The sequence below is a fragment of the Nocardioides sp. BE266 genome, from assembly GCF_031457855.1.
GTDB lineage: Bacteria > Actinomycetota > Actinomycetes > Propionibacteriales > Nocardioidaceae > Nocardioides.
Window position 1 is genome coordinate 699834 of sequence record NZ_JAURTI010000002.1, and the last position, 25878, is coordinate 725711.

Consider the following 25878-nt stretch of genomic DNA (forward strand, 5'->3'; position numbering starts at 1 on the left):
GGACCACCTGGAGGGTCAGCCCTTGACCGCTCCGGCCGTCATGCCGCGGATGAAGAACCGCTGCATGGTGATGAACACGAGCATCGGGATGATCATCGTGAGGAAGCCGCCGGCCGTGGTGAGGTTCCAGCCCTGCCCGAGCTGTCCCCTCAGGTGCGTGAGACCGACGGTGACGGGCTCGTTCTCTCCCGGCCCGATGAAGACCAGGGCCACGAGCAGGTCGTTCCAGACCCACAGGAACTGCAGGATGGCGAACGACGCCAGGGCAGGTGCGGACATCGGCAGCACCAGGCGCCAGAAGGTCTGGAAGTGGGACGCGCCGTCGATCTTGGCGGACTCGATGACCGTCATCGGCAAGGTCGCCATGTAGGTCCGCAGGATGTAGACGGCCAGGGACATGCCGAACCCGATGTGCGCCAGCCAGACCGACGGGAACGTGCCGTTGAGGCCGAGGTTGCCGTAGATCTTGAGCAACGGGACGAAGGCGACGAAGTTCGGGATCACCAGCAGGCTGACGATGATCAGGAACAGCGTGTCCCGACCCTTGAACTCCATGAAGGTGAACGCATAGGCGGCGAACGACGCCACCAGGATGGGGATGAAGACGGCAGGCAACGTGATGGCCAGGCTGTTGACGAACGCGTTGCCCATGTCGGCCCCCTCGAGGGCCTGCTTGTAGTTGGACAGGGTGAGGTTGCCCCACGTGTCCGGCGTGGTGAACACGGTCCACCAGCCGGTGTTCTCCGCGTCGCGCAGCGGCCGCAGCGAGGTGATGAAGGTGCCGATGACCGGGACCAGCCAGAGCAGGCAGATGATCGCCACGACAACCTTGACCAGCCAGCCGGCCTTGGCCGGGTTGGGGTCGAAGCTCGTGGCAGCCTTCTTCCGCGCACGCGATCCGGACTTGACCTCGGCAGTCGTCGTGGTGGGGACGATGGCAGTCATCGCGCAGCCTCCTCGGCCTTGAAGTGGCGGACCTGGTAGAAGAGGATCGGCATCACGGCGAGCATGAGCAGCACGACGATGGCCGAGGCCTTGCCGTTGTTGAAGTTCGTGCTCAGCTGGTTCCAGAACTCGTTGGCGAGCACGTTGGTCTTGAACCCGCCGTTGGTCATCACGTAGACGATGTCGAAGACCTTCATCACACCGATGGTGACCGTGATGAACACCGTGATGATGGTGCCCTTGATCTGGGGGACCACGACGCGGAAGAAGATGGCCCGCTCGTTGGCTCCGTCGATGCGGGCCGCCTCGAGTGTCTCCGCGGGCACTCCCTTGATCGCCGACGAGAGCAGCACCATCGAGAAGCCGACCTGCATCCACATCAGCACGATCATCAGCAGGATGCTGTTGAACCGGAGCTCGTTCTGCTCCAGCCACGCGATGGGGCCGGCGCCGAACAGCCCGATCACGGCGTTCTGGAGTCCGATCGTGGCGCGTGACTCGTAGACGAAGTTCCAGATCACCGATGCCCCGATGGCGCTGATCGCCATCGGGAGGAAGATGATCGACTTGCTGAGCTTCTCGCCCCTGGGGCTGAGCTTGTCGGCGAGGACGGCGACGAGCAGGCCGAGGATCACGGTTGCTGCCGGGACGATGATGACCCACAGCAACGAGTTGAACAGCGTGATGCTGAGGAAGCCGTTGTCGTCGAAGAGGTCGGTGAAGTTGGCGAACCCGACCCAGGCCTCTCCTCGCCTGTCCCGGAAGGCGGCGAGGACGGTCGCGACCGCCGGGTAGATGAGGTAGACGGTGATCGCGAGGTAGGCCGGCAGGATGTAGAGGTAGGGCTTGACCCGAGCCTCGAGCTTCTCGGGCAGCAGCTCGGCGATCTTGTTGAGGACGTAGTAGAGCAATACCGCAGCTCCGATGCCCGCCAGCACCGTGAGCAGCGCGTTGATCAGCTTGATCATGGACTGCCTTTCGTCTCAGGGTCGTGATGCCCGTCGGCAGGAAGCAGGAGCCGTGTGGGCGCGGGGAGGACCCGCGCCCACACGGCGTTCGAGGTCAGCTGGACGGCCAGCTGTCGTCGATGTTCTTCAAGGTGGTGTCGAGGTCCTGGTCGTCCGAGATCCAGGCGGTCATCTCCTTCCAGAACGTGCCCGCTCCGACCTCACCGGGCATCTGGTCAGAGCCGTCGAAGCGGAAGTCCGTCGCGTCGTAGGCGATCTGGGCCATCTGGGCCGTGAGCGCGTCGGGGTACAGGCTCGTGTCGAACGTGGTGTGCGGGGAGATGAAGCTGCTCTTGGGAGCGGCCTCGGTGCCCAGCTCCGGGTCCGACATCCACTTCATGACCTGCTTGGCCTGGTCGCTGTCGTTGAGCAGCACGGCCAGGTCGCCGCCACCGAGCAGCGGGTTGTCGCCACCGGCCTCGGCCGGCGGGAAGCCGAACAGGCCGATGTCGTCGAGCGTGACGCCGGCGCCCTCGGTGATGAAGCTGGGGATGAACGAGCCCTGCTTGAACAGCCAGCACTTCGGGCCGGACTTGTCGAACATCGGGTAGCCGGCGTCGGCGAAGCCGGTGCTCGAGATGGACTTGCGCCCACCCAGGACGTTGCCGTCGGTGAACATCAGCTTCTCGAACTCGGCCGCGGACTCGCGCACGACGTCGGAGTCGAACGGCACCTCGTGACTGACCCACTGGTCGTAGGTGTCGACACCGCCGTAGCGGAGGACGAGGTCCTCGAACCAGTCGGTGGCCGGCCAGCCGGTTGCGGTGTCGGACTCGATGCCCATGCACCACGGGGTGCCGCCGTCGGCCTTGATCTGCTCGGTCAGGGCGTTGAGCTCGTCGATCGACTCGGGAGCCTTGTAGCCCGCCTTGTCCCAGGCGGCCTTGTTGTAGAACACGAGGCTCTTGACGTTCATCTGGGCGAGCAGGCCGTAGAGCTTGCCGTCGAACGTGCCGGTGTCGAGCGTGCCGGGGATCATGCTCTGCTCCAGCGCCGGCACGTCGACCACGTCGTCGAGGGGGAACGCTGCACCCCGGTCGACGATGTCGCCCACGACGCCCGGCTGGGGGATCAGGGCGATGTCAGGCGTGTCGTTGGCCTGGATCTTGGTCATGATCAGCTGGTTGATGTTCTCGACCTTCTCCAGCTTGACCGTGAGGTCGGTGTCGGCCGCCAGCTTGTCGAGATGCTCCTGGAAGCCGTCGACGATGGGCTGGTCGACGCTCATCCAGACCGTGACGGTGTTGCTGTCGCCGCCTCCGCCACCGCCGCTGTCACCGAGGCAGCCGGTGGTGGTGAGGGCGAGGGCCGCCGCGGTCACGGCGAGTGCCGCCCGCCGCCGTGTCGAAGTCAGTCGCATGGGGGTGCCTCCTTGGCTCGGTCGGGGCCTACCCGACCGGTCCGGTTCGTCGTAGTGTGACGTACGCCACTGCTGAATCGAATCAGCCGCATCATGTTCGGCTCGCGGTCCGGGTGTCAAGCAACGGTTCGGACACAAAGGTCCCGCGACATCGCCGAGGGCTGCGGCAGGATCTGGCACGCCATGGACGAGGGGAGAAGCGTGGTGAAGACCCGACGCGTCGTGCTGTCCGACGTCGCTGCGGAGGCCGGTGTCTCGACGACGACGGCGTCCTACATCCTCAACGGCAGGGCCGACGAGATGAGGATCGCGACCGAGACCGAGGAGCGTGTCCGAGCGGCCGTGGCCCGCCTGGGATACCGCCCGAACCGGAGTGCGCGGAGCCTGCGCACGAGGCGTACGGCGACCGTCGGGCTGATCTCCGACCAGATCGCCGGGGAGCAGTACGGCAGCAGCATGCTGACCGGTGCGAGCCTGGCCGCGCGCGAGCTCGACCACGTCGTGGTCATGGGTGAGAGCGGCGGCGACCCGGAGCTCGAGCGGCTGCTGATCGACGAGATGGTCGAGCGCGAGGTCGACGGGGTGGTCTATGCCACCCGCACCGCCCGGACGGTCCACCTGCCCGACGGCCTGCGCGGGACCCGCGCGGTCCTGCTCAACTGCGAGGACCCCGACCGGACCCTGCCCGCGGTGGTGCCCGACGACGAGGGCGGTGGCCGGGCGGCCGCCTCCGTGCTGCTCGACGCCGGCGTCGAGGACGTGTGGGTGGTCGGCGAGGACCCGACCCCCGAGGCGACCGCCGGGCCACGCCGGATGTGGGGCGTGCGGGCCGCGCTCGCCGCGAGAGGCGTCGCACTGGCGGGCATCGTGCCGTGCGACTGGTCGGTCAACGAGGGCTTCGAGGCGACGAGCCGCTGGCTGTCCGACGGCAACCGTGCTGCGGGACTCGTCTGCATGAACGACCGCATCGCCATGGGGGCCTACCAGGCGCTCGCCGAGGCGGGCCTGCGCGTGCCCGACGACGTCAGCATCGTCTCGTTCGACGGCTCCTCGCTGGCCGGCTGGCTGCGCCCCGCGCTGACGTCGGTGGAGCTCCCGTTCACCGACCTCGGCGCGCATGCCGTACGACGTCTCCTGGACCCCACTGACGAGGGCGGCACGGTCTTCCTCCCGATGGTCGTGCGCCACGGCGGATCGGTCCGGTCCGGCTGAGCCTGCGGGCGTCCACGTTGCCAGCAACGGCAGCGCGGACCTACTGTGACCCGCGTCACTTCACTACGGATCGTCCGGCACGTACCTGCCGGTGAAGGAGAAAAGTCATGGCATCAGTGAGCTTCAAGAAGGCGCAGCGGTGGTATCCCGGCGCCGACGAGCCGGCCGTGCCCGGCATCGACCTGGAGATCAACGACGGCGAGTTCATGGTGCTCGTCGGACCCTCCGGGTGCGGCAAGTCCACCACGCTCCGCATGCTCGCGGGGCTGGAGGAGGTCAACGACGGGGCCATCTACATCGGTGACCGCGACGTGACCAACGTGCCGCCCAAGGACCGCGACATCGCGATGGTCTTCCAGAACTACGCGCTCTACCCGCACATGTCGGTCGAGGAGAACATGGCGTTCTCGCTCAAGATGGCCAAGGTCCCCGCCGCCGAGCGCAAGGAGCGCGTCGCCAAGGCGGCCGAGATCCTCCAGCTCACCGAGTACCTCCAGCGCAAGCCGAAGGCGCTCTCCGGTGGTCAGCGCCAGCGCGTGGCCATGGGCCGCGCGATCGTGCGTGCGCCGCAGGTCTTCTGCATGGACGAGCCGCTGTCGAACCTCGACGCCAAGATGCGCGTCGCCACCCGCACCGACATCGCCCGGCTCCAGCAGGACCTCGGGGTCACGACCGTCTACGTCACCCACGACCAGGTCGAGGCCATGACGATGGGCGACCGGGTCGCGGTGATGAAGTTGGGCGTCCTCCAGCAGGTCGACACCCCGCTGAAGCTCTACGACAAGCCCGCCAACCTCTTCGTCGCCGGCTTCATCGGCTCGCCGCAGATGAACCTCCTCGAGGGCGTCGCCGCCGAGGACGGCACCGTGAAGGTCGGCGGCTACAACGTGCCGGTCGACCCGACGGCCGAGAAGAAGATGAGTGGCCGCGTCACCGTCGGCGTACGTCCCGAGAACTGGCGGCTCGTCTCCGACGGCGAGGGTGGCCTCCCGGTCACCGTCACGGTGGTCGAGGAGCTCGGAGCGGACAGCTTCGTCTACGGCACCTGCGACGTGGAGGGCACGCCCTCCAACGTGATCGTCCGCGTCGCCGGCCGCACCCACCCGCAGAAGGGCGAGACGCTCTACGTCACCACGGACACGCAGCACGTCCACGTGTTCGACACCGAGTCCGGCGAGCGGCTGTCGGACTGATCGACGAAACGTTCGAGGCGCCCCGGGACCCAGTCCCGGGGCGCCTCGCTCGTCTGCGTGCGCGCTAGTCGTCCAGTGCGCGGAGCGTCCCGTGCTCGTCGAGGCCGACCCGGACCGGGTCGATGATCTCGAACGAGAGCACCCCGGTCGGCTCGGTGTTGCGGAACCCGACGAGGACCCACGAGCCGTCCCTGCGCTGCACGAGCGGCGCGGCGAAGAGGTCGGGCTCGGCCGTGAACGGGCGCGCGAGGCCGATGTCCCACGGGCCGAGGGCGCTCTCCCCGGGCACCGACCAGGTGCAGTAGTCACCGCTGAGGGCGCGGCGCTCGGCCGTCATCTCCTGGGGGTGGCAGGTGAACACCAGGACCCACCGGCCCTCGACCTGCTTGACCTGCGCCACCTCGAGCTGCCCGAACCCGAAGCCCGCCTCGCACACCGGCGGTCCGAGCTCCCAGGTACGCAGGTCAGCCGAGCGCGCGTGCGCCAGGACGCCGTCGTCGTGCTGGCCGTGCGTGAGGCCGCGGGCGGAGACGAGCATGTGCCAGCCGTCGCCGTCGGGGTCGCGGAAGACCTGCGGGTCGCGCCACGTCTCGCTGGCCGTCACGTCCTCGGGCAGCGTCTTGTACCAGGTGGGATCGGCGACCAGCAGGGGCCCGGTGCCGACCTTGCGCCACTCGATGAGGTCGTCGGACTCGGCCAGCCCGATGCGCTGGTCCCGTACGCCGTACCCGCGGGTGCTGGTCGCGGTGTAGAACATCCGCCACACGCCGTCGTCGCCCCGGACCGTCGACCCGGTCCAGATGGACAGGTCGTCCCACGACCCCTGGGTCGGGCCCAGCGCGTCGGGGAGCACCTCCCAGGTCACGAGGTCGCGCGAGCGGGCGTGGCCCACCGTCGCGGCCAGGTGGCGCCGTCCCGCGTCGCCGAGCGAGCGGGGCGCCTGGAGGTAGAACAGGTGGTAGTGGTCGCCGTCGTCGGCGACCCAGCTGTCCCAGATCCAGTTCGTCTCGGACACGAGCACGGGTGCCTCCTGGGAGTGCCGGATGACGCGTGGCACCGAGCGTAGAGGTGCCCGGCTACGCCGTCACGGAGATCGTCCGCAGGACGGCCGTGCCACCCTCGGCGAAGACCGAGACGCCGGCGCTGGCCGGGCTCGGGAAGACCTGGTCGGTCAGCGCCACGGCCCCCTCGTCGACGAACACCTCGACCGAGGACACGTCGACCAGCACCTCGATCCGGACCACGTCACCGACGGCCGGCAGCGGCGCCGTGTGCACCGCGGCGAAGGCCGGGTGGAAGCCGGTCTCCCCGGACGCGGTGCGGTCGAGGGACACCGTGCGCGCTCCGGTGTCGACCACGACGGTGGTCCGCTCTCCGGCACCCTCGCGCACGTGCAGCCCGAAGCGGGAGGCCGTGCCGGTCTCGACCTCCGCGACGACGCGGTACGACGTCGCGGTGACGGGCAGCGTGGTGCCGTCCAGCGGCTCGTCGTGGAGGGCGACCACCTCCGTGCCGTCCCGCACGACCGGGCGCTGCACGAGCCCCAGCTCGTCGTCGTACGGTCGCAGGGCGAGGCGGCGGGGCGCGGTCATCGCGCCGCGGAACTCGGTGGCGGGCACCGACTCGGCGTACTGCCAGTTGCTCATCCAGGCCTGCACGACCGGCTCCGCTCCAGGAGCGTCGGCGTAGGAGACGCCGGCGTAGAGGTCCGCGCCGTGGTCGAGCCACCGGGCGGGCTGCGTGGACCGGAAGCCCGCGTCGTCGAGCTCACCGACGAAGTACTGCATGCCGGAGCCGCCGGCCGGGGCGCCGTCGAAGACGCTCACGAGCAGGACCCACCGCACGTCGCCGGAGCCCTCGACGGGCACCCGGACGAGGTCGGGGCACTCCCACACGCCGTCGACCGAGCCCTCCGGCCCGAAGCTCGACCAGTGCTCCCACCGCAGCAGGTCGTCGGAGCGGTAGAGCTCGACCGTGCGCGCGTCGGCCAGCACCACGACCATCACCCAGGCGCCGTCGTGGCGCAGGACCTTCGGGTCGCGGAACGCGGTCGACCCGATGTCGAGGACGGGGTTGTCGGCGTACGGCGTCCAGGTCCGGCCGCGGTCGGTGCTGAACGACAGCGACTGGCTCTGCCTCTCGGTTGCCGTCACGCGGCCGGTCCACAGCGCGACCAGCGGCCCCGCGCCGGCGGTGCCGAGACCGGAGGTGTTGCCGGCGTCATGCACGACGCTGCCCGACCACACGTGCTGGTCCGCGGTCGCCGCGATGGCGGTCGGCAGCTCGGCCCAGGTGAGCAGGTCCGTGCTGACGGCGTGGCCCCACGAGATCGGACCGTGCACCAGGGCGTGCGTGTGGTGCTGGAAGAACAGGTGGAACTCGCCGTCGTGGTGGATGAGTCCGTTGGGGTCGTTCATCCAGCCGCGGCGGGGCGTGAAGTGGTCGCGCGGGCGCACAGAGGGGTCGAAGCTCACGGCCGGAGAGCGTAGTCGCGGACCCGGTGACCGGGACGCCGGATCTCGCCATACTGAGTGCCGTGCCCCCGTCACCAGCGCCGTCCGAGGACGCCTTCGAGGCCAGGCTCCGGGCCCTGGCGCCCGACCTCCACGAGACGCTGGAGCGCGTCTACGGGCCCGACGCGGCGCCGCAGGTGACGGACCGCCTGGTGGCCATCGCGCGCGCAGCCCACGACGCGCGCCCGGCCGACCTGCGCGACCTCGACGACGACCGGATGCGCACGCCGGACTGGTTCCAGAGGCCCGGGATGGTGGGCTACGCCGCGTATGCCGACCGCTTCGCCCAGACGCTGGCCGGGGTCGGCGAGCGGGCGTCGTACCTCCGCGACCTGGGGGTCGGCTACCTCCACCTGATGCCGCTGCTGACGCCGCGCCCGGCCCCGAACGACGGCGGCTACGCGGTGATGGACTACCGCTCCGTGCGGCCCGACCTCGGCACGGTGGACGACCTGCGCGAGCTGGCCTCGACGCTGCGCGGCGAGGGCATCAGCCTCTGCCTCGACCTCGTGCTCAACCACGTCGCGCGCGAGCACGAGTGGGCCGTGGCCGCGCGAGCCGGCGACGCGGACAAGCGCGCCTACTTCCACGTGTACGACGACCGCTCGGGGCCGGACGCCTTCGAGGCGACGCTGCCCGAGGTCTTCCCCGACTTCGCTCCGGGCAACTTCACGTGGGACGACGAGCTCGCCGGCTGGGTCTGGACGACCTTCAACGACTACCAGTGGGACGTCGACTGGTCGAACCCGTCGGTGCTCTGCGAGTACGCCGACATCATCCTCAGCCTCGCCAACGCCGGCGTGGAGGTCTTCCGGCTCGACGCGATCGCCTTCATCTGGAAGCGCCTCGGCACCGCCTGCCAGAACCAGCCCGAGGTCCACGAGCTGACCCGCGCGCTGCGCACGGTCGTCCGGATCGCCGCGCCCGCCGTGCTCTTCAAGGCCGAGGCCATCGTCGGTCCGGCCGACCTGCCGGCCTACCTCGGCACCGGGCGGCACCGCGGCCGGGTGAGCGACCTGGCCTACCACAACGGGCTGATGGTGCAGATCTGGTCGATGCTCGCCTCCGGCGACGTCCGGCTGACGGCGCACGCCCTGCAGCAGCTGCCCCAACCCCCGTCGACCACCGCGTGGGTCACCTACGCCCGCTGCCACGACGACATCGGCTGGGCCGTCTCCGACGAGGACGCCCGCGCTGTCGGCCTCGACCCGGTGGCCCACCGCCGGTTCCTGTCCGACTGGTACTCCGGGTCGTTCCCCGGCTCGTGGGCGCGCGGCCTGGTCTTCCAGCAGAACGAGGTCACCGGCGACCGCCGCATCTCCGGCTCGCTCGCCTCGCTGGCCGGGATCGAGGCCGGCGACCCCGGTGCGACCGCGCGCATCCTGCTGGCGCACGCGGTCGTGCTGTCCTTCGGCGGGCTCCCGGTGATCTGGATGGGCGACGAGCTCGGCCTGCTCAACGACGCGGGCTGGGCCGACGACCCGGCCCACGCCGCTGACAACCGGTGGGTGCACCGGCCGCGGATGCCCTGGCCGGTGGTCGACGCCGACGACGACCCGCACGGCATCACGGCCGGCCTGCGCCACCTGCTCGACGTACGGCGTTCGCTGCCGCACCTGCACGCGGCCTCGCCCACCGAGGTGTGGGACCCGCGCGACCCGCGGGTGCTGCTGGTGGTGCGCCGGCACCCCACCGGGCCGCTCCTGGCGGCGTTCAACGCGAGCGGCGAGGAGGCGTGGGTGGGCGCCGACGTGCTGCACTGGCTCGGTCTGCACCGCGACGGCCTCACCGACGCGCTCACCGGCACCGCCCCCGACCTGGAGGACGGTGCGGTCCGCCTCGGGCCCTACGCCGCCGCCTGGCTCCACGACGGCGGCGCGTAGCCCGTCGTCAGGTGGTGGCCTGGTCGCTCCCCGGCTGGACCTCGTCCTGCTCCTTGCCGACCTCCTCGGCCTTGGCCATGGCGTTGCCGCCGGGCACGATGCCCGCCCGGTCGGTGTCCATGGTGAGGTTCTCGCCGGTCGAGGGGTCGAACAGGTGGATCTTGCGGGCGTCGACCCAGATCTTCGCGTCGTCGCCCTCGCTGATCCGGCTGGCGCCGTCGAGCGAGATCACCAGCTGGGTGCGCAGCGACTCGCCGTCGAGGTCGCGCTCGAGCTGCTGGAGCTGCTTCTCCACCTCCGGCGGCGCTTCGAACGGGATGTAGGCGTAGGCCTCGTTGCCGAGCCACTCCACGACGTCGACCGTGGCGTTGAAGGTGGCCTCCTCGGTGACCTTGTCACTGTCCACGACGCTGGCGTCCTCGAAGTGCTCGGGCCGGATGCCCGCGATGAGGAGGTCCTTGCCCTGCGCCTTGGCCGCCTTCTCCTCCGGGAGGGTGACGGTGCCGAACGGCAGCTCGACCTGGTTGCCCTTGACGGTCGCCGGCAGGAAGTTCATCGGCGGCGAGCCGATGAAGCCGGCGACGAAGAGGTTGGCCGGGTTCTCGTAGAGCTCGCGCGGCGTGGCGTGCTGCTGCAGCACGCCCCGCTTCATCACCGCGACCCGGTCGCCGAGGGTCATCGCCTCGGTCTGGTCGTGGGTGACGTAGACGGTCGTGATGCCCAGCCGCTTCTGCAGGCGCGAGATCTCGGTGCGCATCTGCCCGCGCAGCTTGGCGTCGAGGTTCGACAGCGGCTCGTCGAAGAGGAACGCCTCGGCGTCGCGGACGATCGCGCGCCCCATTGCCACGCGCTGGCGCTGACCACCCGACAGGTTGCCGGGCTTGCGCTCGAGGTGCTCGTCGAGCTCGAGCGTCTTGGACGCCTCGCGCACCTTCTCGTCGACCTCGGAGTCCGGCTTGTTGGCCAGGCGCAACGGGAACGCGATGTTCTCGTAGACCGTGAGGTGCGGGTAGAGCGCGTAGTTCTGGAACACCATCGACAGGTTGCGGTCGCGCGGAGCGAGGTCGTTGACCCGCTTGCCGCCGATGAGCATGTCGCCGTCGGTGATGTCCTCGAGGCCGACGATCATCCGCAGCAGGGTGGACTTTCCGCAGCCGGAGGGCCCGACGAGGATCAGGAACTCGCCGTCCTCCACGTCGATGCTCACGTCGTTGACGGCGGGGAAGCCGTCGCCGTACTGCTTGACGATGTTCTTCATCTCAATGCCAGCCATGAGCTGATCACCCCTTCACTGCGCCGGAGGTCAGGCCGGCGACGATCTTGCGCTGGAACAGCAGGACGATGACGATCACCGGCAACGTGACGATGACCGACGCCGTCGCGAGCTGCGCGTACGGCGGGTTGAACGGGTCGGGTCCGACGAAGAACGACATCTGCGCCGGCACCGTCCGCGAGGACGTGGTGGAGGTCAGCGAGATCGCGAGCACGAACTCGTTCCACGCGAAGAAGAAGGTCAGGATCGCCGCGGTGAACACACCGGGTGCGGCGAGCGGGACGATGACCTTCCGGAAGGCCTGCCACGACGTGGCGCCGTCGACCTGCGCCGCCTGCTCCATCTCCCACGGGATCTCGCGGAAGAAGGCGGAGAGCGTCCAGATCGCCAGCGGCAGCGTGAACGACATGTAGGGGATGATCAGGCCCGGCCAGGTGTTGAACAGGCCGAACGTGGTCCACATGTCGAAGAGCGGGCCCACCAGCGAGACGACCGGGAACATCGCGATCGCCAGCGCCAGCGAGAGCACCAGGCGCTTGCCCTTGAACTCGAGCCGGGCGATGGCGTAGGCCGCCAGCGTGGCGAAGATGACCGACAGCACCGTCGCGATCAGCGAGATGCCGAACGAGTTGATCAGCGCCCGCGTGAAGTCCGGGTTGTCGAGGATGTCCTTGTAGTTCTGGAGCGTCGGCTCCTTGGGCAGGAACTGGGCGCTGCCGGCTCCGGTCTCGCCCACGGACTTGAACGACAGCGAGATGATCCACGCCACCGGGAACAGGCACCACAGCATGATCAGGACGAACCCGATCCAGGTGCCGACGGAGGTCTTGCCCTTCATCAGCCCTCACCCCTCGCCTGCGCCAGGTCGACGCGGAACAGCTTGACGATCAGCCACGCCAGCAGCAGCACGGACAGGAACAGCAGCACGGACATGGCCGAGCCGAGCCCGAGCTGCATCTGCTCGATCACCTGCCGGTAGGTCAGGAACGAGATCGACTGCGTCCCCTCCGCGCCCTTGGTCATCACGAAGATGTTGTCGAAGATGCGGTAGGCGTCGAGTGCGCGGAAGAGCACCGCCACCATGATCGCCGCGCGCATGTTGGGCAGGATCACCTTGGTCAGCCGCTGGGTCCACGTGGCCCCGTCGACCTTGGCGGCCTCGAGCATGTCCTCGCTCACCTGCGCCAGGCCCGCGAGCAGCAGCAGCGCCATGAACGGCGTGGTCTTCCAGATCTCCGAGACCATGATCGCGAACATCCCGTGCGGGTAGTCGCCGAACCAGTTGGTGTCGTCGGCGATGAACGGCAGCCAGTTGAACCACGAGTTCACGAAGCCGTTGTTGAGGGAGAACGCGAACTGCCACGCGAAGGCCGAGACCACGGTGATGATGCCGTAGGGGATCAGGATCGAGGTGCGCATCAGGCCCCGGGCGAAGACGATGCGGTGCATCACCATCGCGAACGCGAAGCCGATGACCAGCTCGACCGCCACGGTGACGACCATGATCAGCAGCGTGGTGCCGGTGCTCTTCCAGAACTGGTCGTCGCTGAGGATCGTCAGGTAGTTGTCGATGCCGACGAACGACCGGTCGTCCGGCGCGGTGAGCCGGTAGCGGAAGAGCGAGAGGTAGAGCGCCTGGATCATCGGCCACGCCGTGACCAGGAGCATCAGGATCACCGCGGGTGCGACGAGCTTGAGCCCGAGCCTGTTCTCCGCGACGCTGCGGTCGCTGGCCGCCTTCTTCGCGGAGCGACTGACGTCCTTCTCGGGTGCGACGGTCGCGGTCACAGCAGGTCACCACCCTTCAGTACGTCTTCGATGAACGTCGTCGAGCGACCCGGGGTGTCCTTGTCGACCGACCGCGGCGGGTGCCAGATGTTCTGGATGGAGCCGGACACGTCGCTCCAGTACGGCGTCACCGTGCGCGGTGCGGCCGCGTCGACGCTGTCCTGGAAGAGCTGCAACAGGTCGGCCGGGAAGCTCTTCTGCAGGGCGGGGTACTCGTAGCCCTGCGTGCTGGCCGGCATGTTGCCGGTCAGGTCGGCGTTGAGGCCCTGCATCTCCGGGCTGACGAGGCAGGCCGCCGCCTCGAGGGCGAAGTCCTTCTCGTCGGAGAAGGCGCTGACGCCGATCCCGATGCCGCCGTAGGGAGGCCGGGACTCCTCGCCCGCGACCGTCTGGGGGTAGCGGGTGTAGCCGATGTCCTTGGCGACGTCGGGCGCCGTGTCGTCGTAGTTGTGCCAGATGTAGGTCCAGTTGACGAGGAACGAGCCCTGGTCGGAGCCGAACGTCGAGCCGGCGGTGCCCTCGTTGGAGACGCTGAGGTCGGCGGGCGCCGCCTCGGAGGAGGCCAGCTTCTCGATGACGGCCGCGGCCTTCTCGCCGGCGTCGTCGCCGAGCGTGATCTTGGCGTCGACGCCCTCACCGGCGTCCTCGAGGATGTGGCCACCCGCGCCCTCGACGAGCGCGTTGATCCACACGACGTAGCCCTCGTACTTGTTGGCCTGGACGCCGATCTTGGCGTCGTTCTCGCTGGCCGCGTCGATGATCTGGTCCCACGTCACCGGCTGCGACATGTCGATGCCGGCCTTCTCCACGAAGGACTTGCGGTACCAGAGGACCTGCGTGTTGGACCAGAACGGGAAGACGACGAGCTTGTCCTTCCACGTGGCCGCGTCGAGCGCGCCCTGGAAGGTGCCCTGGTCCTCGAGCTGGGCCTTCGCGTCCTGCGGCACGTCGGCGAGGAAGCCGGCGTCGGCGAACTCGGCCGTGAACGGCGGGTCGAGGGACATCAGGTCGATGTCGGGGTCCTTCGCCGCGAGGCGGCGGGCCAGCTGGATGCGCTGCTGACCCGCGTCCTGGGGGAGGACCTGCGTGCTGATCGTGTAGTCGTCGGTGGAGCACTTCTCGGCGACGGCGTCCTGGCCGCCGGAGTCCGGATTGATGTACCAGACCAGCTCCGGCTTGCCCCCGGAGCTGCCGCACGCGGTCAGCAGACCACTGGCGAGAGCGAGGGCTGCGAGTGGTGCCACTGCCCGTCTTCCCCTCGGCCGGCCTCGTTGCCGGATCGACGGTTCCCGTGACATCCGCACCCTCCCTCGTCTCGACTTGTGACCTCTGGTCTAGTGGTCCTTGACACGTTTTGGCAACATGCATCCACACGTTCGGGTGCCTTCCCACGAGTGAGGTCTGATGGCGGTCTGGCATGCCCCGGGGCGCATCAACCTCATCGGTGAGCACACCGACTACAACGACGGGTTCGTGCTCCCGATGGCCCTTCCGATGGGCTGCACGGCCTCGGTCGAGGGGGCTCGCGACGGGTGGTCGGTGGTCTCCACCCAGACCTCCGGGACGGTCAGCGTCAGCCCCTCCGGGCTGACCGGACGGGATTCGGTGCCCGAGTGGGCGTCGTACGTCCTCGGGGCGCTGTGGCTGCTCCACGACGACGGCGTCGAGGTGCCGCCGGTGCGGATCTCCGTCGACTCCGACGTCCCCACCGGCGCGGGCCTGTCGTCGTCGGCTGCCCTGGTGTGCTCGGTGGTGTGCGCGCTCGACGAGCACCTCGGCCTCGGCCTCGACGCGGCCGGGCTGCTGGCCCTGAGCCGTCGGGTCGAGAACGACGCGGTCGGCGCGCCGACCGGCGGGATGGACCAGCTGATCAGCCTGCGCGGGGAGGAGGGGCACGCGCTCTTCTGCGACATGCGCGACCTCACCTCCGAGGCCGTGCCGTTCACGCCGGCCGACAGCGGGCTGGCCCTGCTCGTCGTCGACACGAGGGCACCGCACCGCCTCGTCGACGGGGAGTACGCCGCCCGCCGGCGCGGCTGCGAGGCCGCCGCGCGGCAGCTGGGGGTGTCGGCACTGCGCGACGTCACCGACGCCGAGGAGGCGGTCTCACGCCTCGACGACGAGGAGCTCCAGCGCTACGCCCGGCACGTCGTGACCGAGGACGCCCGCGTCCTCGACGCGGTCGAGGCCCTGCGCGCCGGGCGGCTCGACGAGCTCGGCCCGCTGTTCACCGCCTCGCACGCCTCGATGCGCGACGACTTCCGGATCACCGTGCCCGAGGTCGACACCGCGGCCGAGACCCTGCTGTCCGCCGGTGCGATCGGGTCGCGGATGACCGGCGGCGGCTTCGGCGGCTGCGTGATCGGGCTGGTGCCTGCGGCCGAGGTCGACGCGGCGGGCGACGCCGTACGCCGTGCCTTCGCCGACGCCGGCTTCGGGGAGCCGAGCCTCTTCACGGCCGAGGCGGCCGCGGGCGCTCGGTCGGTCTAGCCGGACGCGCGGTCGGCCGTGCGGGCGATCGCCTCGACGAAGGTCGGGAAGAGGGCCGGGGGCAGGTCGTGGCCCATGCCGTCGATGAGCACGAGCTCGGCGCCCGGGATGGCGGCTGCGGTCGAGCGGCCGCCGCTGACGTGCACCATCTTGTCGGCCAGGCCGTGCACGACGAGCGTCGGGACGCGGAGGCTGCGCAGCCGGTGGCTGCGGTCGGGCTGGGTGAGGATCGCCAGCATCTGCCGCGAGACGCCGCTGGCGCTGTAGCCGCGGTCGAAGGTCTCGCCGGCACGCTCGGCCAGGCGGTCGCGATCGCCCGGCCAGCCGGGTGAGCCGATGACGTCCCAGAACGCCACGCTGGTCTCGATGTAGGACTCCTTGCCGGGCTTGCGCGGCGCGATCAGGGCGGGGATCAGGCGCGGGTCCTGCCAGCCGACGGTGCGCTTGCCGGTCGTCGACATGATGCTCGTCAGCGAGCGCACCCGCTTGGGGTGCTCGACGGCGACGGTCTGCACGACCATGCCGCCCATCGAGATGCCGGCGAGGTGCGCCGACTCGATGCCGAGGTGGTCGAGCAGCGCGACCGCGTCAGCAGCCAGGTCGCCCATGGAGTAGGGCGTCTTCACCTTGCGGCCACTGAACGCACGGACCAGCTGGCCCCGGGTCACCCGCTCGCGGATCCGGGTGGACCGGCCGGTGTCGCGGTTGTCGTAGCGGACGACGTAGAAGCCCTCCGAGGCCAGCATCGAGCAGAGCTCGGGGTCCCACCACGTCATCGGTCCGCCGAGGCCCATCACCAGCAGCAGCGGCTCGCCGTCCGGGTCACCGAACGTCTGGTAGCAGAGCTCCACCCCGGTGCCGATCGGCGCGAGGAGCTCGTCTGAGACCACGGGGGCCGCGGAGGTGGCTCGGCGTGCGGGAGACATGTCCCCAGTGAACACGACGGCCGTCCCCACAAGAAGGCAAAGTGAGCGACATCCCCCATTCCGTCTGGGCCCTGCGCTACGTTCGATGATTGTGACGCATCGCACAGTGGCCGCATTCCTGACGCCGGACGGCTTCGTCCAGCCGTCGGTGTCGGCCGTGCTGCGCGAGGGCTCGGTGATCACCGAGGCCGGCCGCTACGCCGTGCACGCGTTCGCCTCGCGCGGCGCCCATCGTCGTACGCCACTCGGGTCGCACCCGGTCCGCGCGAGCGAGCCGGTGCTGCTCGTGCCCGGCTTCCTGGCCGGCGACTCCTCGCTCGGTCTGATGAGCCGGACGCTGCGCCACCAGGGCTTCCGCACCTACCGCGCCGACATCCGCGCCAACGTCGGCTGCACCCTTGCCGCCGCGGGGCAGCTGGAGGAGCGGCTCGAGGAGATCACCCAGCGGCGCGGCTCGAAGGTGCGCATCGTCGGCCACAGCCTCGGCGGGATGCTCGCCCGCGGCGTCGCCGCCCGTCGTCCCGACCTGGTGGCCGGGATCGTCACGATGGGCAGCCCGATGCTTGCTCCAGGCGCCCATCACGTCTCGCTCGCCCGCAGCGTCGACCTGCTGGTCCGGCTCAACCGGGCCGGCATGCGCAACCTGATGGCCGAGGACTGCGTCGCCGGCGCGTGCGCGCAGGAGAGCTTCGACCAGGCGCGGGCGCCGCTGCCCGAGGGCGTCGACTTCACCGCGATCTACTCCCGCCGCGACGGCATCGTCGACTGGCGGGCGTGCGTCGACCCGGTCGCCCGGCCGGTGGAGGTGCGGTCCTCGCACCTCGGCATGGCCTTCGACCCGGCCGTCATCGGCGCGGTGTCCGCGGCCCTGCGGCCGGACGACGTGGTGTCAGTTGTCGAAGTCGATCGAGGTGAGATCGCGTAGCTTCGACAGCGTGTGGTCGGCCGTGATCGACCGCACGGTGCCGCTGCGCGAGCGCATCACGAGGGAGTGCGTCGTGACGCCGTCGCCGCGGTAGCGCACGCCGCGCATCAGCTCGCCGTCGGTGATGCCGGTGGCGACGAAGAAGGCGTCGTCGCCGGTGACGAGGTCGTGGGTGCCGAGCACGACGTCGGGGTCGAGGTTGTGGCCGGCGTCGAGCGCGCGCTGCTTCTCCTCGTCGTCCTGGGGCCAGAGCCGTCCCTGGATCGTGCCGCCGAGGCACTTCATCGCGCAGGCGGTGATGATCCCCTCGGGGGTGCCGCCGACGCCGAGGAGCAGGTCGACGCCCGTGTCGGGCCGCGCGGCCATGATCGCGCCGGCGACGTCGCCGTCGGCGATGTACTTGATGCGCGCACCCGTGTCGCGGATCTCCTCCACCAGCTGCGCGTGGCGCGGGCGGTCGAGCAGCACGACGGTGACGTCGTGGACCGAGATGCCCTTGGCCTTGGCGACCCGGGCGATGTTCTCCTTCACCGGCAGTCGGATGTCGACGACGTCGGCGGCCTCCGGCCCGGTGGCGAGCTTCTCCATGTAGAACACCGCGCTCGGGTCGTACATCGAGCCGCGCGGCGAGACGGCCAGCACCGAGATGGCGTTGCTCATGCCCTTGGCGGTCAGGGTCGTGCCGTCGATCGGGTCGACCGCGACGTCGCACTCGGCGCCGGTGCCGTCGCCGACCTCCTCGCCGTTGAAGAGCATCGGGGCGTTGTCCTTCTCGCCCTCGCCGATCACGACCGTGCCGCGCATCTCGACCGTGGAGATCATGTAGCGCATCGCCTCGACGGCCACGCCGTCCGCGTCGTTCTTGTCGCCGCGGCCGACCCAGCGGCCGGCCGCCATGGCGGCGGCCTCGGTGACCCGGACGAGCTCGAGGGCGAGGTTGCGTTCGGGCTTCGGCGCAGTCATGGCGCGATGCTATCGGCCGCCCGGGCGCGCTCCGTACCGGCTCACGGCAGTGGCCTTGGCCGACAGCCAGACCTCGCGACCGGGGACCAGGCCCAGCTCGGTGGCGGCGGCGGGCGTGACGTCGGCGAGCAGGTCGGGGGAGGCGTGCACCAGCAGCCGTACGGCGTCGCCGTGCGGTGCCAGGGTGCCGATCTGGCCGTGCCAGCGCAGGCGCGTCGACCCCTCGGGCTCGGCCAGCGAGACGACGACGGCGTCGGGCGTGAAGGCCATCAGATCCTCGCCGTCGGCGACCAGGTTGAGCCCGACGAGCCTCGCGACGTGGGACGTGCGCGGCTCGGCGGCCACCTCCGCCGGGGGGCCGACCTGCGCCACCCGGCCCTCGTCGAGGACCAGGACCCGGTCGGCCAGCGTGAGCGCGTCGATGGCGTCGTGGGTGACCAGCAGCGCGATGCCCGGGAAGTCGCGCAGGTGGCGGCCGAGCTCGATCCGCAGCGCCATCTGGACCGACACGTCGAGGCCGGTGAACGGCTCGTCGAGGAGCAGCACGTCGGGGTCCGTGGCGAGCGCGCGGGCGATGGCGACGCGCTGGGCCTGCCCGCCGGAGAGCTCGCGCGGCTTGCGGCCCGCCAGGTCCGCGATGCCGAAGCGCTCCAGCCAGTCGCGGGCCACCGCTTCAGCCGCCGGCCGCGACTCGCCGCGCGAGCGCAGCCCGAACGCGACGTTGTCGAGCGCGGTCAGGTGCGGGAAGAGCAGCTGGCCCTGGAAGACCAGCCCGACGCGACGCTCGCGGACCGGCAGGCCGAGCAGGTCGGTGCCGCCGAGGAGAGCGTGCCCCTCGACGTCGACGAGCCCGGCCAGGGCGTGGAGCAGCGTGCTCTTGCCGGCCCCGTTCGGCCCGATCACCGCGAGGACCTCGCCGGGCTCGACGGTGAAGCCGGCGTCGACGCGGTCGGCGACCCGGAGGTCTGCCTCCAGCCGGGCCGTCACGGCGTGCCCAGCCAGTGGTCGCGCAGCGCGATCAGCACGCCGATCGAGACGAGGAGCATCACCAGGCTCAGCGACAGCGCGGCGTCCTGGTCGGCCTGCCGGGTGACGTAGATCAGCGTCGGCATCGTCTGGGTGCGCCCGGGGTAGTTGCCGTTGAAGGTGATCGTCGCGCCGAACTCGCCGAGCGAGCGCGCCCAGCCGAGCACCGTCCCGGCCACGACCCCGGGGAGCGCCAGCGGCACGGTGACCCTCCGGAACGTCGTCCACCGGGTCGCGCCGAGCGTGGCGGCAGCGTCGTCGTACCTCGGGTCGGCGGAGCGCAACGCGCCCTCGATGGCGATCACCACGAAGGGCATCGAGACGAACACGTGCGCCAGCACGACGCCGTACGCCGTGAAGGGGAAGGCGAAGCCGGTCCAGTCGAGCAGCGGTGCGCCGACCACGCCGGTGCGGCCGAACGCGCTGCGCAGCGCGACGCCGGCGACCACCGGCGGCAGCACCAGCGGGACCGTCACCAGGGCGCGGAGCGCACCGCGGCCGCGGAAGTCCACGCGGGCGAGCAGCCACGCGAGGGGGAGGCCGAGGAGCAGGCAGAACGCGATCGCGATGGTGGAGGTGACCAGCGACAGGCGCAGTGCGTCGAGCGCCGCGGTGGAGGTGAGGTGGCCGGGCAGTGCCTGCCAGTCGGTGCTCGCGACCATCGCCACCAGCGGGACGAGCAGGAGCAGCGTGGCGAGGGCTGCCGGCACCATCAGGAGCGCCGGCGGCCGGCCGAGCCGATCCCTCACGGGCTGCCGAAGCCGGCGTCGCGGAGGATGGACTGGCCCTCCTCCGACGTCACCCACGCGACCCAGTCTGCGGCAAGGTCGGCGTCCTCGGACTGATCCAGCGTCGTGGCGAAGTAGGAGGTGATCTCCTTCTCCGCGCCCGGGATCTCGATCGCGTCGACATCGTCGGCCGCGGCCACCGCGTCGGTGGCGTAGACCAGGCCGGCGTCGGCCTCGCCGGAGATCACCTTGTCGAGGGTGGCGCGCACGTCCTCCTCGAGGCTGGCCGGCTCGGCGGTGATCGTGTTGTCGTCCAACACCGCCAGCGCGACCTTGCCGCACGGCACCTCGTCGGCGCAGCGCACCCAGATCGCGTCGGCGAGGTCGTCGAGGCTCGTGATGCCGGCCGGATTGCCCTTCGGCACGACGATCGTGAGCACGTTGGTCGCGAAGGTCTCGACGTCGCCGGTGACCCCGGCGTCCTCGGCGATCCCCATCGACGTCTCGTCGGCGGTCGCGAGCACGTCGCCCGGCGCGCCGTCGGCGACCTGCTCGGCGAGGTCGGTGCTCGAGCCGAAGGAGAAGGTGACCGTCGCGTCGTGCTCCTCCTCGAACGGCGTGGCCAGCTGGTCGAAGACGTCGGTCAGGGATGCCGCCGCGAGCACGGTCAGCTCGGCCTTCCCGTCGGCGGTCGACCCGCCGTCGTCGTTGCCGCACGCCGCCAGTGGCAGGACGAGGGCGAGGGACAGGGCCGACAGGGCACGCTTCACTGGGGAACCTCCACGACGACGTTGGTTGACTTGACGCTGGCGATGGCACGCACGCCGGGCTCGAGGCCCAGCTCGTCGGCGGCATCGCTGCTCATGAGGGACACGACCCGGTAGGGGCCGCAGATCATCTCCACCTGGGCCATCACGTGGTCGCGCTTGACCCGCGTGACGATCCCGCTCATCCGGTTGCGCGCGCTGACCGAGCTGGCGCGGGTGCGGTCCCGTTCGGCGGACTCGGCCGACTCGGCGAGGTGCTCGGCGAACTCCGCCAGGTCGGGCCCCGTCACCGAGGCGCGACCGTCGGTGGTGTGGGACGGCAGGCGTCCCGCCTCCACCCAGCGGCGCAGGGTGTCGTCGCTGACGGCCAGGATCTCGGCTGCCTCCGCGATTCGGTAGATGATCACGCGTGAAGTATGCCGCAGGTGCGGCGCTCGTTGTCCATAGCATCCGCGTGTGCGGTACGACGTCCCCGCCCGCGGTGCGATGTGCCCCGACTGGGAGAATGAGGCACGTGAGTGAGCAGCCCAGCCGATACACCCGCTCGTTCAGCGGCATGACCGGCGCGCTGATCGTCACCGTCCTGTTCGTGCTCGCCTTCGTGATCTGGCGCGGCCTGTTCCGCGGCGATGCCGACGACACGCCCCGGGCGATCGACTGGCAGCAGAGCGTGCAGCTGGCCGAGCAGGCCGACCTGTCCGTCGTACACCCCCGGGAGCTGCCGGCCGGCTGGACCGCCACGAGCGTCGACCTGGTCGCCACCGGCGACCCGCGCTGGGGCCTCGGCGTGCTCACCGACGACGGGCACTTCATCGGCATCCGCCAGGAGGACGCCTCCGTCGACGAGCTCGTCGAGCTGTACGTCGACGAGAAGGCCGACGCCGGCGCCGATGCCACCGTGGCCTCCGACATCACCGACACGTGGCAGACCTGGTCCGACGACGGCGGCGACCACGGCTTCACCACCGAGCTCGGCGACGAGTCGCTCCTGGTCTATGGCTCCGCCCCGGTCGCGGACCTCGAGACCTACCTCGGGCTCCTCACCCGCTGACCTCGGGCTGGACGGCGGGCTCGCACCACCGTTGGTTGAGGAGGTCGCGCAGCGACCGTCTCGAAACTCCCTTCTGGCTGACGCAGCTCTTCGGCCGAAGGGATTTCGACGCGCTCGTGCGACTTCGTTCCTCAGTCGCGTCGCTTGCTCAATCTGGCCGCCCCCACGCCACGGACTCGTCCCTCGTCCGCGGCTGGGCGTCACAACTCAGTCGTCGGCGTCGGTGCCCATCGCGTCGTCGAGGCGCTTGCGGGCGCCGTCGAGCCAGTCCTGGCAGACCTTGGCGAGGGCCTCGCCGCGCTCCCAGAGGGCGAGCGACTCCTCGAGGGTCGTGCCGCCGGCCTCGAGGGTGCGGACAACCTCGACGAGCTCCGCCCGGGCCTCCTCGTAGCTGGGCTGAGGGGTGGCGTCACTCATCGGGGTCCTCCTCGATCAGGGTGGCTGCTTCGATGCGGTCGGTGGTGGCGTGGACGCGCCCGTCGGCCACGCGCACCGAGACGGCGGCGCCGACGGCGGCCTGGCTGACGGAGGTGACCACGTGGCCGTCGGCGTCCTGGAGCACGGCGTACCCGCGTCGGAGCGTCGCCAGCGGGGAGAGCGCCTGTGCCCGGGCGCGCTGGTGGCCGATGTCGTCGGCGGCGCGGTCGAGGCGGTGCGAGAGCGTACGACGAGCGCGCGCCAGGAGGTCGTCGAGCTCGTCGGAGCGGGCAGCGAGCAGGTTGCGCGGGTCGGCCATCGCCGGGCGGGAGCGCAGCTGCGCGAGCCACTCCTCCTCGCGGGCGATCCGCTGGGTGATGACCTGGCGCAGTCGGTCGCGCGCCCACGCGACGCCGTGGGCCTCCTCGGCCATGTCGGGGACGACCAGCTTGGCGGCGTCGGTCGGCGTCGAGGCGCGCACGTCGGCGACGAGGTCGAGCAGCGGCTGGTCGGGCTCGTGGCCGATCGCCGAGACGACCGGGGTGCGCATGCCGTGGACCGCGCGGATCAGCGCCTCGTCGGAGAAGGGGAGCAGGTCCTCGATCGAGCCGCCGCCACGCGCCACGACGATGACGTCGACGTCGACGTTGCGCTCGAGCTTGTCGAGCGCTTCCATCACCTCGGCGGCCGAGCGGGTGCCCTGCATGGCGGCGTAGGCCACCTCGAACTCCACCGCCGGCCAGCGGCGGCGGGCGTTCTCGAGGACATCGCGCTCGGCGGCGCTGTTGGGCGCGGTGACCAGCCCGACGCGGGTCGGCAGGAACGGCAGGTCGCGCTTGAGCTCGGCCGCGAACAGACCCTCTGCCGCGAGCAGCTGGCGTCGGCGCTCGAGGCGGGCGAGCAGCTCGCCGAGCCCGACCATCCGGATCTCGCGCGCGGCCAGGGAGAACGAGCCGCGGTTCGCGTAGAAGCTCGGGCGGGCGTGGACCACCACGCTGGCGCCCTCGACGAGGGGCGGGTTCATCGAGTCGAACGTCGAGCGCGCGCAGGTGAGCGTGACGGAGATGTCGGCGACGGTGTCGCGCAGCGTCATGAAGACCGTCTGCATGCCCGGGCGGCGGGTGACCTGCGCGATCTGCCCCTCGACCCACACGCCACCGAGCTTGTCGATCCACTGCGCGACGGCGTTCGCGACGGCCCGCACGGGGGCCGGGGACTCGGCCGTGGCGTCGCGGAGGGAGGGCACGCGGCGAGGATAGGGGAGCGCGGGGACAGGTCCGTAGACTTGCGCCCATGAGCACCGACCTCGGCCTGCCCCCGGTCCTGGACCCCGAGACCGCCAAGAACGTCCTGCTGGCGGCTCCCCGCGGCTACTGCGCCGGCGTGGACCGGGCCGTCATCACGGTGGAGAAGGCGCTCGACCTCTACGGCTCGCCGGTCTACGTCCGCAAGCAGATCGTGCACAACAAGCACGTCGTGGCCAACCTCGAGTCGCGCGGCGCGATCTTCGTCGAGGAGCTCGACGAGGTGCCCGAGGGCCAGACCGTCGTGTTCTCCGCGCACGGCGTGTCGCCGGCGGTGCACGCCCAGGCCGCCGACCGCGGCCTGAAGACCATCGACGCCACCTGCCCGCTCGTCACCAAGGTCCACCACGAGGCCAAGCGCTTCGCCAACGACGACTACGACATCCTGCTGATCGGCCACGAGGGCCACGAGGAGGTCGAGGGCACCGCAGGCGAGGCGCCCGAGCACATCCAGCTGGTGCAGAGCCCCGACGACGTCGCCGGCATCGTCGTACGCGACCCGGCGAAGGTCGCCTGGCTCTCGCAGACCACGCTGAGCGTCGACGAGACCCTCGAGACGGTCGCCGCGATCCGGGAGAAGTTCCCGCTGCTGCTCGACCCGCCCAGCGATGACATCTGCTACGCCACCCAGAACCGTCAGCTCGCGATCAAGGAGATCTCCGCCGACGCCGACCTGGTGATCGTGGTGGGCTCGCGCAACTCCTCGAACTCCGTGCGCCTGGTCGAGGTGGCTCTCGAGTCCGGCGCCAAGGCGTCGCACCTCGTCGACGACCACACCGAGATCGACGAGTCCTGGCTCGACGGCGTCGAGACCGTCTCGGTGACCTCGGGCGCGTCCGTGCCGGAGGACCTGGTCGAGGGCGTCCTGGCGTTCCTCTCGGAGCGGGGCTACCCCGACGCCCGCGCTGTCCACTCGGCCGAGGAGTCGCTGATCTTCGCGCTCCCGCCCGAGCTGCGGCGCGACCTGCGCGCCGCGCAGAAGGCCTGAGCAGTGGCCCGCTACCTCGACATCCACCCCGACAACCCCCAGCCCCGTCTGGTCACCCAGGTCGTCGAGGCGCTGCGCGACGACCAGCTGATCGCCTACCCGACCGACTCCGGCTACGCGCTCGGCGCCCAGCTCGGCAACCGCGAGGGCCGCGACCGGATCCTCAGGATCCGCGAGCTCGACGACCGCCACCACTTCACCCTGATGTGCAAGGACTTCTCCCAGCTCGGGCAGTTCGTGCACGTCGACAATGCGGCGTTCCGCGCGATCAAGGCCGCGACACCGGGTCCGTACACGTTCATCCTCCCAGCCACCGGCGAGGTGCCGAAGCGGCTGATGCACCCCAAGAAGCGCACGGTCGGCGTCCGGATCCCCGACCACACGCTCGTGTGCGCGCTGCTCGAGGAGCTCGGCGAGCCGATCCTGACCTGCACGCTGATCCTCCCCGGCGAGACCGAGGCCCGCACGATGGGCTGGGAGATCAAGGAGGACCTCGACCACGTCGTCGACATCGTCATCGAGTCGGGCGAGGTGACCGCCGAGCCGACGTCGGTGATCGACTGGTCCGACGCCGAGCCGGTCGTCGTACGTCACGGGGCGGGCGACGTCTCGCGCTTCGAGGCCTGACCCTTCGACCGGTCACCGGGCACGCCGTGCCCGTCCGGTCGGTCAGCCGGCGGGCTCGCTCAGCTCGCGGGTCAGCTCGTCGGCGATGTGGCCGTTGCTCTCGCGGTGCAGGCGCCAGCCGAGCCAGCCGAGGCAGAGGGCGTAGCCGACGGCCAGCGCGATGCCGTGCGTGGCGACACCCGACACGATCGCCTGCAGGAGGCTGTCGCTCGGATCGGCGACCGCGTCGCGCGCGACGAGGGCGACGAACCAGAACACCGCCGTCATCAGCACGGGCGGGAGCAGCGCCACCAGGAAGAAGTCCTGGCGGCGCACGAGGGCGGCGAGCGCGAGGCAGAGCACCATGAAGCAGAGGTCGAAGAACAGGGTCAGGTGACCGGCGAGCAGGACGTCGATGCTGACCGCGGTGAGCGTGACAGCGACGCCGAGCGACACCACCTGACGGCCCGGCTCACGCCCGACCTCCCAGAACACGTCGGCCTGGTTCACGGC

26 protein-coding genes are annotated in these 25878 nt (G+C 70.6%); 8 read left to right on the top strand and 18 right to left on the bottom strand.

Features of this window, described 5'->3' with window-relative positions; translation table 11 throughout:
- Positions 1–15: 15 nt before the first annotated feature.
- The 3 genes from J2X46_RS07720 to J2X46_RS07730 all read right to left on the bottom strand — a co-directional run bounded on the left by J2X46_RS07720 (position 16) and on the right by J2X46_RS07730 (position 3312).
- Complete coding sequence (locus tag J2X46_RS07720) at positions 16–945, bottom strand: carbohydrate ABC transporter permease (protein WP_310248852.1); 930 nt, start codon at positions 943–945, stop codon at positions 16–18.
- A complete protein-coding gene (locus J2X46_RS07725; protein WP_310248854.1) occupies positions 942–1913 on the bottom strand; it encodes a sugar ABC transporter permease in 972 nt (323 codons plus the stop codon). Before J2X46_RS07725 ends, J2X46_RS07720 begins: the two co-directional genes overlap by 4 nt.
- Positions 1914–2007: 94 nt before the next feature.
- On the bottom strand, positions 2008–3312 hold the full coding sequence (locus J2X46_RS07730) for an ABC transporter substrate-binding protein (RefSeq protein ID WP_310248855.1): 1305 nt from the start codon (positions 3310–3312) through the stop codon (positions 2008–2010).
- Between the two features lie 201 nt (positions 3313–3513).
- Here J2X46_RS07730 and J2X46_RS07735 point away from each other — a divergent pair, with 201 nt between their 5' ends.
- Together J2X46_RS07735 and J2X46_RS07740 are read left to right on the top strand one after the other, a co-directional pair.
- Positions 3514–4524, top strand: coding sequence for a LacI family DNA-binding transcriptional regulator (locus J2X46_RS07735; RefSeq protein ID WP_310248856.1), 1011 nt, complete (start codon positions 3514–3516; stop codon positions 4522–4524).
- 107 nt (positions 4525–4631) lie between these two features.
- The gene (locus J2X46_RS07740; protein WP_310248858.1) at positions 4632–5717 is read left to right on the top strand and encodes a sn-glycerol-3-phosphate ABC transporter ATP-binding protein UgpC; all 1086 of its coding nucleotides are present in this window, start codon (positions 4632–4634) and stop codon (positions 5715–5717) included.
- Positions 5718–5781: 64 nt separating this feature from the next.
- Here J2X46_RS07740 and J2X46_RS07745 read toward each other — a convergent pair whose 3' ends face one another.
- Both J2X46_RS07745 and J2X46_RS07750 read right to left on the bottom strand, forming a co-directional pair.
- Positions 5782–6738, bottom strand: coding sequence for a hypothetical protein (locus J2X46_RS07745; RefSeq protein ID WP_310248860.1), 957 nt, complete (start codon positions 6736–6738; stop codon positions 5782–5784).
- A 55-nt stretch (positions 6739–6793) separates the two neighbouring features.
- Positions 6794–8191 carry a glycoside hydrolase family 32 protein gene (locus J2X46_RS07750; protein ID WP_310248862.1) on the bottom strand — a complete coding sequence of 466 codons (1398 nt, stop codon included), beginning with the start codon at positions 8189–8191 and terminating at the stop codon, positions 6794–6796.
- Between the two features lie 290 nt (positions 8192–8481).
- Here J2X46_RS07750 and J2X46_RS07755 point away from each other — a divergent pair, with 290 nt between their 5' ends.
- Positions 8482–10113, top strand: coding sequence for an alpha-amylase family protein (locus tag J2X46_RS07755; protein WP_397213506.1), 1632 nt, complete (start codon positions 8482–8484; stop codon positions 10111–10113).
- Positions 10114–10120: 7 nt separating this feature from the next.
- Here the strand turns inward: J2X46_RS07755 and J2X46_RS07760 are convergent, their stop codons facing one another.
- The 4 genes from J2X46_RS07760 to J2X46_RS07775 are packed head-to-tail and all read right to left on the bottom strand — an operon-like array spanning position 10121 to position 14418.
- Complete coding sequence (locus J2X46_RS07760) at positions 10121–11386, bottom strand: sn-glycerol-3-phosphate ABC transporter ATP-binding protein UgpC (RefSeq protein ID WP_310248865.1); 1266 nt, start codon at positions 11384–11386, stop codon at positions 10121–10123.
- 7 nt (positions 11387–11393) lie between these two features.
- Positions 11394–12224 carry a carbohydrate ABC transporter permease gene (locus J2X46_RS07765; protein WP_310248867.1) on the bottom strand — a complete coding sequence of 277 codons (831 nt, stop codon included), beginning with the start codon at positions 12222–12224 and terminating at the stop codon, positions 11394–11396.
- Complete coding sequence (locus tag J2X46_RS07770) at positions 12224–13174, bottom strand: sugar ABC transporter permease (protein WP_310248869.1); 951 nt, start codon at positions 13172–13174, stop codon at positions 12224–12226. The genes J2X46_RS07765 and J2X46_RS07770 overlap by 1 nt, the downstream gene beginning before the upstream one ends.
- Positions 13171–14418 (bottom strand): extracellular solute-binding protein, encoded by a 1248-nt coding sequence (locus tag J2X46_RS07775; RefSeq protein WP_310248871.1) that lies wholly within the window; start codon positions 14416–14418, stop codon positions 13171–13173. Before J2X46_RS07775 ends, J2X46_RS07770 begins: the two co-directional genes overlap by 4 nt.
- A 160-nt stretch (positions 14419–14578) precedes the next feature.
- On the opposite strand from J2X46_RS07775, the gene galK reads away from it, so the two are divergent.
- Positions 14579–15664: a galactokinase gene (gene galK, locus J2X46_RS07780; protein WP_310248874.1), complete on the top strand. Its 1086-nt coding sequence runs from the start codon at positions 14579–14581 to the stop codon at positions 15662–15664.
- Here galK and J2X46_RS07785 read toward each other — a convergent pair.
- Positions 15661–16590: an alpha/beta fold hydrolase gene (locus J2X46_RS07785; RefSeq protein ID WP_310248875.1), complete on the bottom strand. Its 930-nt coding sequence runs from the start codon at positions 16588–16590 to the stop codon at positions 15661–15663. The two genes, galK and J2X46_RS07785, sit on opposite strands and share 4 nt — an antisense overlap.
- A gap of 106 nt (positions 16591–16696) precedes the next feature.
- Here J2X46_RS07785 and J2X46_RS07790 point away from each other — a divergent pair, with 106 nt between their 5' ends.
- Complete coding sequence (locus J2X46_RS07790) at positions 16697–17515, top strand: alpha/beta fold hydrolase (protein WP_310248877.1); 819 nt, start codon at positions 16697–16699, stop codon at positions 17513–17515.
- Here the strand turns inward: J2X46_RS07790 and glpX are convergent.
- From glpX to J2X46_RS07815, 5 genes are read right to left on the bottom strand one after another with little or no spacing between them, the layout of a single operon-like run.
- The gene (gene glpX, locus J2X46_RS07795; protein ID WP_310248879.1) at positions 17480–18478 is read right to left on the bottom strand and encodes a class II fructose-bisphosphatase; all 999 of its coding nucleotides are present in this window, start codon (positions 18476–18478) and stop codon (positions 17480–17482) included. The two genes, J2X46_RS07790 and glpX, sit on opposite strands and share 36 nt — an antisense overlap.
- Before the next feature lie 9 nt (positions 18479–18487).
- Entirely contained in the window at positions 18488–19465 is a 978-nt protein-coding gene (locus J2X46_RS07800; protein WP_310248881.1) for an ABC transporter ATP-binding protein, read from the bottom strand.
- On the bottom strand, positions 19462–20253 hold the full coding sequence (gene modB, locus J2X46_RS07805; RefSeq protein WP_310248883.1) for a molybdate ABC transporter permease subunit: 792 nt from the start codon (positions 20251–20253) through the stop codon (positions 19462–19464). Before modB ends, J2X46_RS07800 begins: the two co-directional genes overlap by 4 nt.
- Positions 20250–21002 (bottom strand): molybdate ABC transporter substrate-binding protein, encoded by a 753-nt coding sequence (gene modA, locus J2X46_RS07810; protein WP_310248885.1) that lies wholly within the window; start codon positions 21000–21002, stop codon positions 20250–20252. Before modA ends, modB begins: the two co-directional genes overlap by 4 nt.
- The gene (locus J2X46_RS07815; protein WP_397213509.1) at positions 20999–21403 is read right to left on the bottom strand and encodes a molybdopterin-binding protein; all 405 of its coding nucleotides are present in this window, start codon (positions 21401–21403) and stop codon (positions 20999–21001) included. Before J2X46_RS07815 ends, modA begins: the two co-directional genes overlap by 4 nt.
- 110 nt (positions 21404–21513) lie before the next feature.
- On the opposite strand from J2X46_RS07815, the gene J2X46_RS07820 reads away from it, so the two are divergent.
- Entirely contained in the window at positions 21514–22050 is a 537-nt protein-coding gene (locus J2X46_RS07820; protein WP_310248890.1) for a DUF4245 domain-containing protein, read from the top strand.
- Positions 22051–22257: 207 nt separating this feature from the next.
- On the opposite strand, the gene J2X46_RS07825 is transcribed toward J2X46_RS07820, so the two are convergent.
- Entirely contained in the window at positions 22258–22467 is a 210-nt protein-coding gene (locus J2X46_RS07825; RefSeq protein WP_310248891.1) for an exodeoxyribonuclease VII small subunit, read from the bottom strand.
- The gene (gene xseA / locus J2X46_RS07830; RefSeq protein WP_310248893.1) at positions 22460–23713 is read right to left on the bottom strand and encodes an exodeoxyribonuclease VII large subunit; all 1254 of its coding nucleotides are present in this window, start codon (positions 23711–23713) and stop codon (positions 22460–22462) included. Before xseA ends, J2X46_RS07825 begins: the two co-directional genes overlap by 8 nt.
- Before the next feature lie 47 nt (positions 23714–23760).
- Here xseA and J2X46_RS07835 point away from each other — a divergent pair, with 47 nt between their 5' ends.
- Together J2X46_RS07835 and J2X46_RS07840 are read left to right on the top strand one after the other, a co-directional pair.
- Positions 23761–24759, top strand: a complete 999-nt coding sequence (locus J2X46_RS07835) for a 4-hydroxy-3-methylbut-2-enyl diphosphate reductase (protein WP_310248894.1) — start codon at positions 23761–23763, stop codon at positions 24757–24759.
- Between the two features lie 3 nt (positions 24760–24762).
- Positions 24763–25386: an L-threonylcarbamoyladenylate synthase gene (locus J2X46_RS07840; protein WP_310248895.1), complete on the top strand. Its 624-nt coding sequence runs from the start codon at positions 24763–24765 to the stop codon at positions 25384–25386.
- A gap of 42 nt (positions 25387–25428) precedes the next feature.
- On the opposite strand, the gene J2X46_RS07845 is transcribed toward J2X46_RS07840, so the two are convergent.
- Positions 25429–25875, bottom strand: coding sequence for a DUF6542 domain-containing protein (locus tag J2X46_RS07845; RefSeq protein WP_310248897.1), 447 nt, complete (start codon positions 25873–25875; stop codon positions 25429–25431).
- Positions 25876–25878: the final 3 nt, after the last annotated feature.

What these genes read in the sequence shown, in the direction of transcription:
- J2X46_RS07755 (WP_397213506.1), top strand. Translation starts at nt 8,482, where the DNA reads ATGGTGGGCTACGCCGCGTATGCCGACCGCTTCGCCCAGACGCTGGCC.
- J2X46_RS07765 (WP_310248867.1), bottom strand. Translation starts at nt 12,224, where the DNA reads ATGAAGGGCAAGACCTCCGTCGGCACCTGGATCGGGTTCGTCCTGATC.
- J2X46_RS07760 (WP_310248865.1), bottom strand. Translation starts at nt 11,386, where the DNA reads ATGGCTGGCATTGAGATGAAGAACATCGTCAAGCAGTACGGCGACGGC.
- galK (WP_310248874.1), top strand. Translation starts at nt 14,579, where the DNA reads ATGGCGGTCTGGCATGCCCCGGGGCGCATCAACCTCATCGGTGAGCAC.
- J2X46_RS07825 (WP_310248891.1), bottom strand. Translation starts at nt 22,467, where the DNA reads ATGAGTGACGCCACCCCTCAGCCCAGCTACGAGGAGGCCCGGGCGGAG.
- J2X46_RS07785 (WP_310248875.1), bottom strand. Translation starts at nt 16,590, where the DNA reads ATGTCTCCCGCACGCCGAGCCACCTCCGCGGCCCCCGTGGTCTCAGAC.
- glpX (WP_310248879.1), bottom strand. Translation starts at nt 18,478, where the DNA reads ATGACTGCGCCGAAGCCCGAACGCAACCTCGCCCTCGAGCTCGTCCGG.
- J2X46_RS07730 (WP_310248855.1), bottom strand. Translation starts at nt 3,312, where the DNA reads ATGCGACTGACTTCGACACGGCGGCGGGCGGCACTCGCCGTGACCGCG.
- J2X46_RS07835 (WP_310248894.1), top strand. Translation starts at nt 23,761, where the DNA reads ATGAGCACCGACCTCGGCCTGCCCCCGGTCCTGGACCCCGAGACCGCC.
- J2X46_RS07720 (WP_310248852.1), bottom strand. Translation starts at nt 945, where the DNA reads ATGACTGCCATCGTCCCCACCACGACGACTGCCGAGGTCAAGTCCGGA.
- J2X46_RS07740 (WP_310248858.1), top strand. Translation starts at nt 4,632, where the DNA reads ATGGCATCAGTGAGCTTCAAGAAGGCGCAGCGGTGGTATCCCGGCGCC.
- J2X46_RS07725 (WP_310248854.1), bottom strand. Translation starts at nt 1,913, where the DNA reads ATGATCAAGCTGATCAACGCGCTGCTCACGGTGCTGGCGGGCATCGGA.